The organism is Aquimarina mycalae, from assembly GCF_029906345.1.
Taxonomy (GTDB): domain Bacteria; phylum Bacteroidota; class Bacteroidia; order Flavobacteriales; family Flavobacteriaceae; genus Aquimarina.
The window spans coordinates 235,407-249,618 of record NZ_JARYGY010000004.1 but is presented as its reverse complement, the minus strand read 5'-3'; the positions used below and the strand labels follow the sequence as shown (position 1 = coordinate 249,618).

17 protein-coding genes are annotated in these 14,212 nt (G+C 32.8%); 7 read left to right on the top strand and 10 right to left on the bottom strand.

All coding sequences use genetic code 11. The annotated features are described in order from the left end of the window. Window positions 1-50 precede the first annotated feature (50 nt). Window positions 51-827, top strand: coding sequence for a UDP-2,3-diacylglucosamine diphosphatase (locus QBK95_RS11330; RefSeq protein WP_445012625.1), 777 nt, complete (start codon window positions 51-53; stop codon window positions 825-827). On the opposite strand, the gene QBK95_RS11325 is transcribed toward QBK95_RS11330, so the two are convergent. From QBK95_RS11325 to QBK95_RS11290, 8 genes are all read right to left on the bottom strand, one after another. Then, complete coding sequence (locus QBK95_RS11325) at window positions 824-1,516, bottom strand: Crp/Fnr family transcriptional regulator (RefSeq protein ID WP_280933742.1); 693 nt, start codon at window positions 1,514-1,516, stop codon at window positions 824-826. The genes QBK95_RS11330 and QBK95_RS11325 overlap by 4 nt on opposite strands. A gap of 71 nt (window positions 1,517-1,587) precedes the next feature. After that, window positions 1,588-2,568: an ABC transporter ATP-binding protein gene (locus tag QBK95_RS11320; protein ID WP_280933740.1), complete on the bottom strand. Its 981-nt coding sequence runs from the start codon at window positions 2,566-2,568 to the stop codon at window positions 1,588-1,590. A gap of 78 nt (window positions 2,569-2,646) precedes the next feature. Further along, entirely contained in the window at window positions 2,647-4,815 is a 2,169-nt protein-coding gene (locus QBK95_RS11315) for a prolyl oligopeptidase family serine peptidase (protein ID WP_280933738.1), read from the bottom strand. A gap of 297 nt (window positions 4,816-5,112) precedes the next feature. Beyond that, entirely contained in the window at window positions 5,113-5,484 is a 372-nt protein-coding gene (locus QBK95_RS11310; RefSeq protein ID WP_280933736.1) for a DoxX family membrane protein, read from the bottom strand. A gap of 145 nt (window positions 5,485-5,629) precedes the next feature. Beyond that, a complete protein-coding gene (locus tag QBK95_RS11305; RefSeq protein ID WP_280933734.1) occupies window positions 5,630-6,622 on the bottom strand; it encodes an aspartate-semialdehyde dehydrogenase in 993 nt (330 codons plus the stop codon). A gap of 236 nt (window positions 6,623-6,858) precedes the next feature. Further along, the gene (gene mscL / locus QBK95_RS11300; protein WP_280933732.1) at window positions 6,859-7,275 is read right to left on the bottom strand and encodes a large conductance mechanosensitive channel protein MscL; all 417 of its coding nucleotides are present in this window, start codon (window positions 7,273-7,275) and stop codon (window positions 6,859-6,861) included. Window positions 7,276-7,375: 100 nt separating this feature from the next. After that, a complete protein-coding gene (gene alr, locus QBK95_RS11295; RefSeq protein WP_280933729.1) occupies window positions 7,376-8,488 on the bottom strand; it encodes an alanine racemase in 1,113 nt (370 codons plus the stop codon). Continuing rightward, the gene (locus QBK95_RS11290; RefSeq protein WP_280933727.1) at window positions 8,481-9,128 is read right to left on the bottom strand and encodes a thymidine kinase; all 648 of its coding nucleotides are present in this window, start codon (window positions 9,126-9,128) and stop codon (window positions 8,481-8,483) included. Before QBK95_RS11290 ends, alr begins: the two co-directional genes overlap by 8 nt. A gap of 170 nt (window positions 9,129-9,298) precedes the next feature. Here QBK95_RS11290 and QBK95_RS11285 point away from each other — a divergent pair, with 170 nt between their 5' ends. The 4 genes from QBK95_RS11285 (at window position 9,299) to QBK95_RS11270 (ending at window position 11,529) form a co-directional block, all read left to right on the top strand. Then, window positions 9,299-10,099, top strand: a complete 801-nt coding sequence (locus tag QBK95_RS11285; RefSeq protein WP_280933725.1) for a DUF8457 domain-containing protein — start codon at window positions 9,299-9,301, stop codon at window positions 10,097-10,099. Window positions 10,100-10,161: 62 nt separating this feature from the next. Continuing rightward, window positions 10,162-10,509 (top strand): DoxX family protein, encoded by a 348-nt coding sequence (locus tag QBK95_RS11280; RefSeq protein WP_280933723.1) that lies wholly within the window; start codon window positions 10,162-10,164, stop codon window positions 10,507-10,509. A 3-nt stretch (window positions 10,510-10,512) separates the two neighbouring features. Beyond that, window positions 10,513-11,184, top strand: a complete 672-nt coding sequence (rsmI, locus tag QBK95_RS11275; RefSeq protein ID WP_280933720.1) for a 16S rRNA (cytidine(1402)-2'-O)-methyltransferase — start codon at window positions 10,513-10,515, stop codon at window positions 11,182-11,184. A 3-nt stretch (window positions 11,185-11,187) separates the two neighbouring features. Further along, the gene (locus tag QBK95_RS11270) at window positions 11,188-11,529 is read left to right on the top strand and encodes a HopJ type III effector protein (RefSeq protein ID WP_280933719.1); all 342 of its coding nucleotides are present in this window, start codon (window positions 11,188-11,190) and stop codon (window positions 11,527-11,529) included. Window positions 11,530-11,540: 11 nt separating this feature from the next. Here the strand turns inward: QBK95_RS11270 and QBK95_RS11265 are convergent, their stop codons facing one another. Further along, complete coding sequence (locus tag QBK95_RS11265; protein ID WP_280933716.1) at window positions 11,541-11,870, bottom strand: hypothetical protein; 330 nt, start codon at window positions 11,868-11,870, stop codon at window positions 11,541-11,543. 58 nt (window positions 11,871-11,928) lie between these two features. Here QBK95_RS11265 and QBK95_RS11260 point away from each other — a divergent pair, with 58 nt between their 5' ends. Continuing rightward, window positions 11,929-12,648, top strand: a complete 720-nt coding sequence (locus QBK95_RS11260; RefSeq protein WP_348637335.1) for a M50 family metallopeptidase — start codon at window positions 11,929-11,931, stop codon at window positions 12,646-12,648. A 48-nt stretch (window positions 12,649-12,696) separates the two neighbouring features. On the opposite strand, the gene QBK95_RS11255 is transcribed toward QBK95_RS11260, so the two are convergent. Then, window positions 12,697-13,029, bottom strand: a complete 333-nt coding sequence (locus tag QBK95_RS11255) for a thiol-activated cytolysin C-terminal domain-containing protein (protein ID WP_280933714.1) — start codon at window positions 13,027-13,029, stop codon at window positions 12,697-12,699. A 393-nt stretch (window positions 13,030-13,422) separates the two neighbouring features. Between QBK95_RS11255 and QBK95_RS11250 the strand changes: the two genes are divergently transcribed. Then, window positions 13,423-14,199 carry a hypothetical protein gene (locus QBK95_RS11250; RefSeq protein WP_280933712.1) on the top strand — a complete coding sequence of 259 codons (777 nt, stop codon included), beginning with the start codon at window positions 13,423-13,425 and terminating at the stop codon, window positions 14,197-14,199. Window positions 14,200-14,212 lie beyond the last annotated feature (13 nt).

Below are 14,212 nucleotides of genomic sequence, written 5' to 3'. Positions count from 1 at the left end.
GCTATAAGGTTTTGATAAGCTGATAGGTCTTCGTTATATTTGTTTTCTACATGAAGCATCCTTCCGAACAACACATAACTCTTACTCAAGGTAAAAAGATATATTTTGCATCTGATAATCATTTAGGTGCTCCCACTTCAGAGAAAAGTTTTCCTAGAGAGCAAAAATTTGTAAGTTGGTTAGATGAAGTTAAAAAAGATGCAGCGGCCATTTTTTTATTAGGTGATCTTTTTGATTTTTGGTTTGAATATAAAACAGTAGTTCCTAAAGGATTCACTAGAACCTTAGGAAAGCTCGCAGAGATTACTGATTCTGGAATTCCTGTATATTATTTTGTTGGCAACCACGATCTATGGATGAATGGTTATTTCGAAGAAGAATTAAATATCCCTGTGTTTCATAAACCACAAGAATTCGTGTTCAATAACACTACATTTCTTATAGGTCATGGAGATGGTTTGGGGCCTGGAGATAAAGGATATAAACGAATGAAAAAAGTGTTTACCAATCCTGTTGCTAAATGGTTTTTTAGGTGGTTACATCCTGATTTAGGAGTAAAATTAGCGCAATACCTTTCTGTTAAAAACAAATTGATTTCTGGAGATGAAGACGTTACCTTTCTTGGCGAAGAGAACGAATGGTTGGTGCAATATTGCAAGCGAAAATTAGCAGCAAAACATACAGATTACTTTGTTTTCGGTCATAGACATCTTCCTATGGAAATTGAGTTAAAAGAGCAGGCAAAATACATTAACCTTGGTGATTGGATAGTACATTATACATATGCCGTTTTTGATGGTGAAACATTGAAGCTAGAAAAGTATTAGTTTTTATAACAGGATATTGAAATAAATTCTGAATCGTATTCTATAGTTCCTTCTTTTCTCATTCCGCTCATAATATTACTTACAGTCTGGCGTGAAGTATTGGTAATACTAGCAATATCTTTATGAGACAAAAGGTTTTTTGCAATTACCCTTCGATTTTGTTGTTGGCCAAATTCTGAAATATAATTTAAAATAAAATCATTTATTCTAGTAGCACTATCATTAGATGCGATCGCTCCTAATCTTTGTTCTAATTTTTTTATTCTTGCTACATATGCCTTAAACATATTTTTCTTTAAGAATGGAAACCTGTTCATAGCTCCAAGCATCCTATCAACTTCAATAGAGCATAATACACAATCTTCTAATGCTACAGCTTGCTCCTGAACACAAGAATCGTGATCAAATAATGCTAACTCTCCAAAGATACTTCCCTTGTTGACTACATCTTTTGTAATACCAGTATAAGTATCTACGATTTTAACAACTCCTTTTTTAAGAAAAAAAATATGCTTTTTATGTCCTCTATTTAGTTCTATGATTTCTTTTTTATCAATGTTTTCCATTTCTAGAACAGAAGCCATTTTCATCATTGTAATTCTTCCCAAATTATTAAAAAGAATAAAGTCTTCTAGAAACCAAAGTTTAGTATACGTATTCAATATGCTTACAATTATATCCTTTTGCAAAGTAAGAAAATTTTACTTGCAGCTTTTAATAAGGGATTACACGAATACTATGAGTAAAAAAGTATGGTGTATTATGATAAGCTTTTTATTCTTTGTTGAATAATTTTTTCATCAATTGAAATTCCAACAATTTCTGAAGCCTGAAGTACCGCAGGGTGATTAAAAAAGATAACGGTATTATCAAAAACAGCTTCTATTAAGTAATGACTTCCATTAAAATAAGCTTTTTTCACTGTAGCATGTCGACTAGCATTTGGATCTATTTTTAACTCATGAGGATATACAAGAATAGTATTGTCATTTTCAGAATTTGGGAAAAAAGTAGTGAGAGGTAATTCATTTACTTCACCAAAAAGTGAAGCTATATAATAGTTTTTCGGATTTTGATAGATGTCGTATGTGCGTTCTTTTGCGATTATTTCACCTTGACGGATTACAATAGTTTCATCAGCAAATGATAAAATATCTGTTTTATCATGGGTAGCAGTAATACTAGTAATTTTATTTCTTTTTAGGTACGCAAAAAGATTTCTTCGTAACGAACTACGTCTAAAATTGTCAATATTGCCAAAAGGTTCATCAAGTAATAATAGTTCTGGTCTTTTGGCTAATGCTTTAGCCAATGCAACTCTTTGTTTTTGTCCACCACTTAAATTCTCGACTTTAACCTCAGCAAATGGAGTCATTTCTACAATCTCTAACAACTCATTTACACGACCAGTTTTAAGTTCTGGTTCAAAACTGGATAAGTATTGACCAATGTTTTCGACAACTGTTCGATAAGGTTGTAATTCAAATCCTTGAGAAAGGTATTTCATGTTTTCCTGCCCTGGAACCAAATTATACGCTGGACCCAGTATTTTTTGATCATCCCAAAACAAGGCACCTTGATCTACATCCAATAATCCATAAATAATCTTTAGTAAGGTGCTTTTTCCACAACCACTTGCGCCAATTAATGCAATGTGTTGCCCTTTTTCAATAGTAAAATTGATGTTTTTTAAAACAGGAACAGTATCATACTTGAAGGAAACATTTTGGATTGCTAGCATATCCCAAATATAAATAACTTCAACAAAAAATCCGTCTCTTTTCAGAAAACGGATTTTTTATTGTGTGTAAATAAAATATTATCCTTTTATCTCGTCGTTTACTTGTTCTGGTAATACTTCATAACCCATGTTATAAAGTGTGAAACTAAAAATATCTGCATATTGCTCGATTGTTTTAGCAACAGGTGTTCCTGCTCCATGACCAGCATTGGTCTCGATTCTAATCAATGTTGGGTTTGTTCCATTTTGCTTTGCCTGCAACTCTGCCGCAAATTTAAAGGAATGTGCAGGTACTACACGATCATCATGATCACCTGTAGTAACTAGTGTAGCAGGATATTGCACACCTTCTTTTACGTTATGTACAGGAGAATATCCTTTTAAGTATTGAAACATCTGTTTGTCATCTTCTGCAGTTCCATAATCATATGCCCAACCTGCTCCAGCAGTAAACGTATGATAACGTAGCATGTCTAGAACTCCTACAGCAGGTAATGCTACCTTCATTAAATCTGGACGTTGAGTCATAGTAGCTCCCACCAATAAACCTCCATTAGAACCTCCTCTTATAGCCAGATATTCACTTGAAGTATAATTGTTGTCAATTAGATACTCTGCCGCGGCAATAAAATCGTCAAATACATTTTGTTTTTGCATTTTAGTACCAGCATCATGCCATTTTTTACCATATTCTCCTCCACCTCTTAAGTTAGGTACAGCATAAATCCCTCCTTGTTCCATCCATACTGCATTGGCAATACTAAATGAAGGAGTTAAACTGATATTAAACCCACCATAAGCATACAAAATGGTTGGGTTTTTACCAGTTAGGGTTACACCTTTTTTATGCGTAATAATCATAGGAACTTTGGTGCCATCCTTTGAGTTGTAGAAGACTTGCTTACTCTCATAATTTTCTGGATTAAAGTCGATCTTTGGTTTACGATATAAGGTTGAAGTACCTTCTGCAATATTATATTTATAAATACTACCTGGAGTTTTATAGTTCGTAAATGAATAATATAATTCTGTTTCTTCTTTTTTAGTACCAAAACCACCTACACTTCCAACTCCTGGTAATTCTACATCACGTATAAGTTTACCATCATAGTCATATTGTAATACTTTAGATACGGCATCTACCATATATTCTGCAAAGAAAAAGCCTCCACCTGTGCTTGGACTTAATACATTTTCGGTTTCTGGAATAAAATCTTTCCAATTTTCTGGTGTTGGATTAGAAGCATCAGTAGTTACTATCTTTTGATTTGGAGCATTTAAATTAGTTACCAGATATAATTTGGAACCTACATTGTCAATAACATAAGTATCACTATCAGTATTATCTAAAATGGTAACCAGTTTGCTATTAGGTTTGGTAAGATCTTTAATAAACAATTTATTTCCTGATGTTGAAATACTCGCCGAAATAACTAAGTATCGGTTATCTTTAGTTACTCTTCCTCCAATATAGCGATGTTTTTCTTCTGGAGTACCTCCAAAAACTAACTTATCTTCTTTTTGAGGAGTTCCGAGTTTGTGATAATATACTTTATGTTGATCTGTTTTAGCAGAAAGTTCACTTCCCTTTGGCTTATCATAACTAGAATAATAGAACCCTTCATTCTCTTTCCAAGACATACCTGAAAACTTAATATCAACCAATGTATCTTCTATGATTTCTTTGGTTTCTACATTTTTAACAATCACTTTACGCCAATCACTACCACCTTCAGAAATTGCATAAGCCAGAAGTTTTCCATTATCAGAAAAACTAGCCCCACCAAGAGAAGTGGTTCCATCTTCACTAAAAGTATTTGGATCTAGAAACACTTCTGGTTCATCACCTTCATTTTTAAATCTATAAATAACATATTGATTTTGAAGTCCGTCGTTTTTGTAAAAATAAGTGTAATCTCCTTCTTTAAATGGAGCACCTACTTTTTCGTAATTCCATAAACCAGATAAACGTTTTTTCAATTGATCTCTAAAAGGGATACTATCCAGATATCCAAAAGTGACCTTGTTTTGTTCAGTAACCCAATTTTCAGTTTCTTCACTACGATCATCTTCTAACCAACGATAAGGATCTTTGACTTTAACATCAAAATAAGTGTCGACAGAGTCTACTTTTTTAGTTTCTGGATAATTCAATGGAATAATAGTTTTAGCGGTTTCTACTTTTGATTCATCGTTACATCCCAATATGGATAGAATCAAAAATAGCATAAAAAGCGTGTTTTTCATGATGAGTTAAATTTTACAGAAATAATTAATGGCGTATTAAACATATGCCAAGTATTTAATTTTTAATACTTAGTACACTAACTCACAAATCTATTAAAACTAGTTTGGCAATATGCTAAAGAAAATATAAAAAAAAAGACCGCTCAAACAATGATCATATATATAGTTACACATTTGTAGCGTTGCTTTGGGGTTTAGCAACTCTTTTGATCATTTTATAGAGCGGTCAAGGTTTTCTGTACCCGAAGTAACGAAAAATTTTACTTTTATACCAGTAAAATTTTAATGTATAGTGTTTTAGAAGAGGGATTTAAAAGTACTCCAGTTTGCATAAATAAGGAATGCATTTACTAAAAAAACAAAGGCTCCAGGCCCAATGTTCGCTGGGTCTAAAGTCGCGTGGAATAATATGATATTTACTGAAATAGGAGCCATTAGGATTAGAGCAAAAGGAACAGCTTTATTAAGAACAAGAAACAGTCCCACTAAAACTTCTATAAGCCCCACAGTTTTTAATACGTAACTTCCAGCTAATGCGCCGAAAAGAACTCCAGCCTCTGGATTCGCAAATTCAAAATCTGGCAAAAACCCGATAAACTTGTTACTTCCAAAAACGATTAATAAGACTCCTAATAGCATTCTTAAAGCTAAAATTAATTTAGTATTCATTGTTTTATCTTTTTGTAATTAGTGATGTATTAGAAGGTAAAATGTTAAAAACCTTACAAGGATTTAAGATAAAGAATACATAGGATAAATAAAAAACCCTCACTAATATGCTTATAGTGAGGGTTCGTATATGTGTGTAAACTAATTATCCAATCAGTTCATTTTCAATAAGGTATTCTCCTATCTGTACAGCGTTCGTAGCAGCTCCTTTACGTAGGTTATCGGCTACTATCCACATATTAAGTGCATTTTCTCTAGAATGATCTCGTCTAATTCTACCTACAAAGACATCATTCTTTCCTTCTGCATAAATCGGCATTGGATAGGTATTTGTATCTGGATTATCTTGAACAGTAACCCCAGAAGTGTTATTTAGTATTTGACGAATTTCATTTTCTTTGAACTCGTCTTCGAATTCAAGGTTTACACTTTCACTATGTCCACCAACAACAGGAATACGAATTGCAGTAGCAGTAACTGCAATGGTACGATCATCAAGAATCTTTTGAGTTTCGTTCACCAATTTCATTTCTTCTTTAGTATATCCATTTTCTTGGAATACATCACAATGAGGGATTGCATTACGATGAATTGGATAAGGATATGCCATTTCACCTTTTTCTCCTGCATATTCATTTTCTAATTGTTGTACAGCTTTAACTCCAGTACCAGTTATTGATTGGTATGTAGAAATAATAGCACGTTTGATCTTGTATTTTTGATGCAAAGGTGCTAAAGCCATTACTAATTGTATGGTGGAACAATTAGGGTTAGCAATAATTTTATCTTCTTTAGTTAAGTCTTTAGCATTAATTTCTGGTACGACTAACTTTTTGGTTGGATCCATTCTCCAGGCAGAAGAATTGTCGATAACTGTGATGCCAGCTTCTGCAAATTTTGGAGCCCATTCTTGAGAAGTACTTCCACCAGCAGAAAATAAAGCAACATCTGGTTTCATTTCTATAGCTGTAGTCAAACCAACTACTGTAAACTCTTCATTTTTATAAGATATCTTTTTACCTATAGATCTTTCTGAAGCCACAGGAATTAATTCTGTAACTGGAAAATTACGTTCTTCTAATACTTTTAACATTACTGTACCCACTAAACCAGTGGCACCTACAACAGCTACTTTCATCAGCTTTATTTATTAATAACATTTAACGATACAAAAATCGGTCTTTTTTTTAAATTCCAGCAAATGTGTCGATTATTTATAATAGAAACATTATTTTTCTTGAAAAATACATCAATTTAAACATTTTGTTATATATAAAACATTTCGTAAAAAGAACCGCCCCATTTATGAAGCGGTTTAGTTAGAATATATAGTATAGCGGTAGCTATAGATAAAACATTCTGATAGTTTGAGTTTTATTTTTTAAGTAAATCTCTAATTTCAGCTAGTAATTCTTCTTGAGTTGGACCAGCTGGAGCTGCAGGAGCTTCTTCTTCTTTTTTCTTTGATTTTTCGTAAGCTTTAAGAACAACAAAAATGAACAGACCAACAATAATGAAGTTAATAATCGCTTGAATTAAGTTACCATAGGTCATAACTGCAGCACCTGCTTCTTTTGCAGCGGCTAAACTTGCATATTCTCCTCCATCTAAAGCTATAAATTTTTGTGTAAAATCAGTTCCTCCTGTTATAACACCTACGACAGGCATGATAATATCTGCAACAGCAGAGCCAACAATTTTATTAAAAGCTCCTCCAATTACAACAGCAGTAGCTAAGGCTACAATATCTCCTTTTAACAAGAAAGACTTAAAATCTTTAAAAAATCCCATTTTATTTATTTTAGATAATTAGTATGCTACTAATTTAACAAAAATTAAGAAACAAATGAGGAATGCACACTGGCTTAAAATGTCTTTTTTTCGACAAAAATCAATTAGTATCGATAATAGTACGTTTTACTCTTGGTGAGATCGCCGTAAGGAGTTCATAAGAAATGGTACCTGTCGTTTCTGCTATTACTGCTGCAGAAGATGTATGATCGAATATAACTACTTCGTCTCCTTCTTTACAATCAATATCCGTGATATCGATCATAATCATATCCATGCAAACATTACCAATGATATAGGCCTTTTTTCCATGAACAGTGACAAACCCCTTTTTGTTCCCATATTGTCTACTTATTCCATCTGCATGACCAATAGGAATGGTTGCCGTTTTAATAAAACCACTAGCTGCGAAAGCTCTATTATATCCCAAGGTTTCTCCTGGTTCTAACATATGAATCTGAGAGATAACAGATTTAAGTGATGCTACAGGTTTTAATTTATGATCATAGATGGCTTCATTACCATATCCATATAAGCCTATTCCAGTTCGGACCATATCAAAATGTGCTTCGGGATAATTTAAGATTCCAGAAGTATTGCATTGATGGAGTAACGGTTTGTACCCCAGTTTATCAATCATTTCTGAAGCTGTTTTCTGAAAGGAATTGATCTGATCTGTTGTAAACTCTTTTTCATTGTGGTCCTCACTCGCTGCAAGGTGAGAGAAAATAGATTTTATTTTAATAGAGCTAGTTTCATTTAAATGACTCATAATATAATCCACATCATTTTCCCAAAGACCTAATCGGTTTAATCCAGTATTGAACTTAATATGTACTGGATACTCTTTTTGTTTTTTAGCTTCAGCTGTGGTTATGAATTCTCTTAAAATTCGCGGACTATACAAACTAGGTTCTAGTTGATGTTCTATTAATTCCGAAAAATTTACTGGTTGAGGATGTAGAACAAGAATTGGGGTTTGTATTCCAGCATTTCGTAGTACTACTCCTTCTGAAACATAGGCAACGGCAAAGTAATCTGCGCCAATTTTCTCTAAATGTTTTGCTATAACTACTGCATCACTGCCATATCCAGCTGCTTTTACTACAGCTAATAGTTTAACTTCTGGTTGGAGCTTACTTTTTAAATATGTATAGTTATGGGTAAGATGCGCCAGATTAATTTCCAGAATGGTTTCACGTGCACTACTCATTGGATTTTTCAGAATTTTTGGATAATTCTTTCGGATCAGTTACCTCTATATCTTTTACTTTCTCTTTTAAAGAAGCTTTGTAGTATGCAGCGCGACTTAGCGGCTCATACTCATCAGTTTCTCCTAATAATACCAAATCATCCTTTGTGGATTTTCTATAACTATATTGAGCAAGATTACCTGTTCTTGTGCAAACTGCATGAACTTTGGTAACATATTCTGCAGTTGCCATAAGTGCAGGCATTGGACCAAAAGGATTTCCTTTAAAATCCATATCTAAACCAGCAACTATAACTCGAATCCCTTTATTAGCTAAGTCATTGCACACACTTACTATTTCATCATCAAAAAACTGTGCTTCATCAATTCCTACCACATCACAAGTATCTGCAAGGATTCTGATATTAGCTGCTGCAGGAACTGGAGTAGAACGAATTTCGTTGGCATCATGAGAAACCACCATTTCTTCATCATAACGCACATCAACTGCTGGTTTAAAAATTTCAACTTTTTGTTTGGCAAATTGTGCACGTTTCAGTCTGCGAATCAATTCTTCAGTCTTACCAGAAAACATTGAACCACAGATCACTTCTATCCACCCAAATTGCTCTTTATGATTTACCGTATTTTCGAGAAACATTTTGTATTTTTCAGCATCAATTAAAAGAAACCCTACTCCTTTAATACCAAATGAATTTTGAAATGATTCTTAAAACGATGACTCATTCCATTTTATTATTTGGTATTGCTCTAAAGATGAGGTAAATTTATTAAAAAACAAAAAGCATAGCCCAAACGAATAAGAAAGTTATGAAGAAGAAATTGGAAGCAGAACTTATAAGCATCGCACACAAGATACTGCAGCTTAAGGATACATCAACCTTGCCTCAATTACAGGAAGAGACAAGACAGTTATACGAAAAATTAAGTGTTTTAAATTTTGTTGAATCTCATTTTGCGGATATTGAACCTACAATAGGACAAATCAAAAGTGTACTAGAAGGTCAACAGACGCAAGAATTTCAAGAAGAAACTGCAGAGGTTATAAAGCCAAAGCCAATTGTAAATCTGGATCAGAAAAATGAAATAGAAGAGGTTTCAGAAACAATGTTTAATCTTGGTAATAAGGTCATGGATTCGCAGATTGAAGAAGTTGAAGAACAGAAACCTGAAATTATTATTGAAAAAATTAATGAAAAAGTAACAGAAGATCTTTTTGTTCCTGTTCCTAAATTTACCGAAGAAAACGTTTCCTTATCTGAACCAGTGTATGAAAAAAATGATAAAGAAGAAATAGGATCTGCTCCCCAAAGTATGCCTATTTTAGATAAGGTTAATGATCAAGATGAAAAACCTAAATCACTGAATGATCAATTAAAAAAAGGAATAAACATTGGACTTAATGACCGTCTTGCGTTTATAAAACATTTATTTGACGGAAGTTCTACTGATTATAATAGGGTACTTTCTCAATTGAATACCCTAAATAGTAAAAGTGGAGCAACTCAGTTTATTAAAAATATGGTAAAGCCAGATTATAACAATTGGGTAGGCAAAGATGAGTATGAAGAGCGTTTTATGGAGATCGTGACCAATAAATATGAGTTTTAGGTAAGGATTATTCTTTTTTGATCACTAAAGTCTTCAAGAAATAAAATAAAAAAACAAATTATATGAAGATCATTTATTGGGTTGCTACAGTTGCCATGTGTGGAATTATGTTGTTTTCTGCGCAGATGTATTTTAGAAATACAGAAATGGTAAGAGGTTTTTTTGAAAATCTGGATTACCCGACATACTTGGTAATACCTCTGGCGATTGCCAAAATATTAGGAATTATTACAATTCTTACCAATAAAATAAAATGGTTAAAAGAGTGGGCATATGCTGGTTTCTTTTTTGATATGGTGTTAGCTTATACTGCACATTACATGAAAGACGATGGGCAAGGTTTATTCGCTACTTTGGGATTAATATTCCTTGTGATATCTTATGCAACAGGTAAAAAAATAAGACCTTAATAGATGGCTAAATTATATCTGGTTCCTACTCCAATAGGTAATTTGGAGGATATGACTTTCAGAGCTATCAAAGTTCTGAAAGAAGTAGATTTAATTTTAGCAGAAGATACCCGTACAAGTGGTAAACTGCTAAAACATTATGAAATTGCGACACATATGCAAAGTCATCATATGCATAATGAACACAAAACTACCGAAAGTATTATTCGCAAACTGAAGAGTGGAGAAACTATTGCATTAATTAGTGATGCAGGAACTCCAGCAATTAGTGATCCAGGGTTTTTATTAACCAGAGCTTGTGTAGAAAATAATATTGAAGTAGAATGTTTGCCTGGAGCAACTGCATTTGTACCAGCTTTGGTAAATAGTGGATTACCAAATGATAAGTTTGTGTTTGAAGGGTTTCTTCCGGTAAAAAAAGGAAGACAAACTCGATTACAACTTTTAGCAGAAGAAACCAGAACGATGATCTTCTATGAGTCTCCTCATAAACTGATAAAAACATTAGGAAATTTAGTAGAATATTTAGGGGCAGATCGAGCAGTATCTGTATCTAGAGAATTAAGTAAATTTCATGAAGAAACGGTTCGAGGAACTGTAAAAGAAGTACTATCTCATTTTGAACAGAAACCTCCTAAGGGTGAGATTGTAGTAGTAGTTGCAGGTAAGAAATAACATATGACTATCCCAAAATTTATTCACAAACTTAGAGATACTCCCGAAGAAGTTACATTTCAAGATACGATGCAGGTTATAGATGTTAATTATAACTTTAAGTCAGTATCTTTTATCAACGGAGAAGTTACAAATGATGTTGGACAAAATATGGGTTCTTGTAAATTGTTTTCTTTTGCAAAAATTCAGAATTTAAACAAAGAAGAAACATTATATTGTTTTGGAGAACATTATAAGAGTGTTATCAATACTCCAGAAGGAAATGATCATCAAAATATTCGCAATTTTATAAAAACTGGTTGGGAAGGAATCTCCTTTGAAGAATCTCCTCTAGTCGAAAAATAAATACGTTTTAGTTATTTATCTCTTTTAAGTTTTTTTGCAATCTCTCCATATGTTAATTGCCTTTTTGGATTTATCAATAGGGATGAAAAAGGATCATATATCGGCATTAGTATTTTTTCTTTGGTATCATTAATAAGAGCAAATTTGATCTGATTATCTAGATTATAGTTTGGATTATAAACAGGCATTGTATACAAATTTTTGGGATCACTGCGCTGATCAGATGAAAGGATAGTATTGTTCTTATTCTTTTCTTTTGTAACTTTCTCTTGACCATGAATACAAATAGTTAATAAGCAAGCCAAAACAAGAATCTGATATTTTAAGATAGATGAATTCATACCAAGCGATTTTTGTGAAACGTAAAATAAGGTATTAGGTTTGTAATAAGGACTTTAAATTAATTTAAAAATTACAAATATCTCTAAACGTTTTGATTATACCATAGTTGTCGTTGCCTTAGTAGTTATCATATTGTGGCAATTACCTTATTTTGGTTGGGTTCAATACCCGTTTCGTTTATTGGGCACCTGGTTTCATGAAATGGGTCATGGACTTACTGCTTTATTTGTAGGTGGCAGTTTTGAGTTTTTAGAAATTTATGAAAACGGAGGCGGTGTTGCCTATTACCATTTAGGAGGAAGTTATTTACCATCTTTTGTTGGCAACGCATTAGTAGCGGTAGGAGGATTGTTAGGTCCCGCAATTGTCGGTGCATTGTTAATCATATCTGCCAGATCACACAAAACTTCTATGGTAGCTCTTAGAATTCTGATAGGTATAATGATTCTTTCTTTGCTATTATGGATTCGATCTTTTTGGGGCATTGCAGTACTTACTAGTTTTGCCGTATTTTTATTTGTAATTACATTATTTAAAAGCAGAAGATTAGAAGAGATCATTATTTTGTTTTTGGGATTGCAATCTGTGTTGAGTACCTATCTTCAGTTAGATTATTTATTCACTAAACAATTCGAAAGAGATGGTGTGATCCAGATCTCAGATACACAGGCAATTGCAGAAAACACAATCGGTACCTATTGGATATGGGCGATATTGATTATTATGATCAGTGTTTATTTGCTTTGGAAAAGTTTTCAATATTATTTTAAAAAGTAACAACCCGAATCGACAGATTCAGGTTGTCTTTGAAAATGTTAGAGGCTATTAGCAAGAGATTTTTGCATATTTAGGATCTAATGTTGTTCCATAAACTTTATAGCATTCTGTCACTGGTTTGTCGTAGTTTTTTGTGAAAATCGTAGACCAACCAAATGCCCAGTTTTCTTCCACTTTTAGATGTATAGAAGTCGCTCCTTCTGGAATAGTTTCTGACTTATTTACTCCTAGCGAGATATTTCCTGAGTGTTTGCTAAACTCTTTACCATTTAATTGATATGAAAGTGTAAATCGTGCCACATATCCTCCTTCACATCGTATGAGAATAGATCCTGTTTGTTTTGCGTCTAAGTGAGATAATACCGCTTCTTTTAATTCCATGATTTGTTTTTTTATACTTCTACTCTATTTATAATTTGGCTTTTCGAATCCGCCATTGTAATCAAAAAAAGTAGCTACCCTTTTTAATATTATGTTTTTAATTACATTCAAAATTATTGCAACTATTTGTTTATCAATAGCGTAGAAGTTTCCGTTTTTTAAAACAGGTATTTGCCGCAATTGAACAGTAGAATTACAGATTTTAAAATCAAGGAATAATACGTATAAATCAATTTTGATACATATATGTGTGAAACAGAAACTATAGGCACGTGGTAAATACGTGTTTTTTAATGGTAATTACCTGTTAATTCAGTCATTATTAGTAGCAATCTTGTTTTTTATGTAGCTTTAATGGAACAAACCAATTTAACGTAATAAATTTTCACACAAATGGAACAAACAATAGAACTAGATCAGGTACTGACTAAGAAACAATCGGATAATATAAAACGATGGGAACAAGAAGAAGTATTGTTACTAGCAAGACATTTTCAGCGATTAAATGATGGAACTAAATCATCTGGCAGTTACTATACTCGTACGAATCGTTTTGTGATGAGTGATAATGATTTAAAATGCTTAAATAAATTAAAAGATATTACAAGCATTCGAATTTATATGAGTTTGGAAAAGGAGGATAAAACCAAATTCACATTTTGTCCAATTATAAAAATAACAACTACTAGCAGAAAGCATCCTTATTGTTTTTCTCTTATACCTGAATTTGATAAACCACGACCATTACGTATGAATAATGAAAGTGTGAACGGCGGAGGAAGGTTGGTTCCAGGTATTTTTAAAGAAATGATTTTAACCAATTGGAATAATGTAGAGGATAACCTAATTGATGATCTTTTCGTAGCAAAAGATGAGGGAACAAGATCTTTAATGCGCGTTAATTTTTTTGATGTTAGTAGTGATATAGTATTGCATCTTTTTAATGGCACATTTCATAATAATGTAGCAAGATTTATTATGTATCCAGGTATTGATATGAATAAATTTCAGAACCGGAATATGATTTCATTTACACCTGTATTGGGTATCGTTCCAAAGAAAAAAGTACAAACTGAAATAATATCAAGACATGGATTTGCTGAATTCGGAGATGAAGAAATTTTTATAGAATATTCTACACCATGTCCGCCCACTTGTCCCAACGAATAAACTATATAATAAG

Coding starts and splice junctions, on each gene's coding strand:
- QBK95_RS11330 (WP_445012625.1), top strand. CDS start 51: ATGAAGCATCCTTCCGAACAACACATAACTCTTACTCAAGGTAAAAAG.
- QBK95_RS11320 (WP_280933740.1), bottom strand. CDS start 2,568: ATGCTAGCAATCCAAAATGTTTCCTTCAAGTATGATACTGTTCCTGTT.
- QBK95_RS11315 (WP_280933738.1), bottom strand. CDS start 4,815: ATGAAAAACACGCTTTTTATGCTATTTTTGATTCTATCCATATTGGGA.
- QBK95_RS11310 (WP_280933736.1), bottom strand. CDS start 5,484: ATGAATACTAAATTAATTTTAGCTTTAAGAATGCTATTAGGAGTCTTA.
- QBK95_RS11305 (WP_280933734.1), bottom strand. CDS start 6,622: ATGAAAGTAGCTGTTGTAGGTGCCACTGGTTTAGTGGGTACAGTAATG.
- mscL (WP_280933732.1), bottom strand. CDS start 7,275: ATGGGATTTTTTAAAGATTTTAAGTCTTTCTTGTTAAAAGGAGATATT.
- alr (WP_280933729.1), bottom strand. CDS start 8,488: ATGAGTAGTGCACGTGAAACCATTCTGGAAATTAATCTGGCGCATCTT.
- QBK95_RS11290 (WP_280933727.1), bottom strand. CDS start 9,128: ATGTTTCTCGAAAATACGGTAAATCATAAAGAGCAATTTGGGTGGATA.
- QBK95_RS11285 (WP_280933725.1), top strand. CDS start 9,299: ATGAAGAAGAAATTGGAAGCAGAACTTATAAGCATCGCACACAAGATA.
- QBK95_RS11280 (WP_280933723.1), top strand. CDS start 10,162: ATGAAGATCATTTATTGGGTTGCTACAGTTGCCATGTGTGGAATTATG.
- rsmI (WP_280933720.1), top strand. CDS start 10,513: ATGGCTAAATTATATCTGGTTCCTACTCCAATAGGTAATTTGGAGGAT.
- QBK95_RS11270 (WP_280933719.1), top strand. CDS start 11,188: ATGACTATCCCAAAATTTATTCACAAACTTAGAGATACTCCCGAAGAA.
- QBK95_RS11265 (WP_280933716.1), bottom strand. CDS start 11,870: ATGAATTCATCTATCTTAAAATATCAGATTCTTGTTTTGGCTTGCTTA.
- QBK95_RS11255 (WP_280933714.1), bottom strand. CDS start 13,029: ATGGAATTAAAAGAAGCGGTATTATCTCACTTAGACGCAAAACAAACA.
- QBK95_RS11250 (WP_280933712.1), top strand. CDS start 13,423: ATGGAACAAACAATAGAACTAGATCAGGTACTGACTAAGAAACAATCG.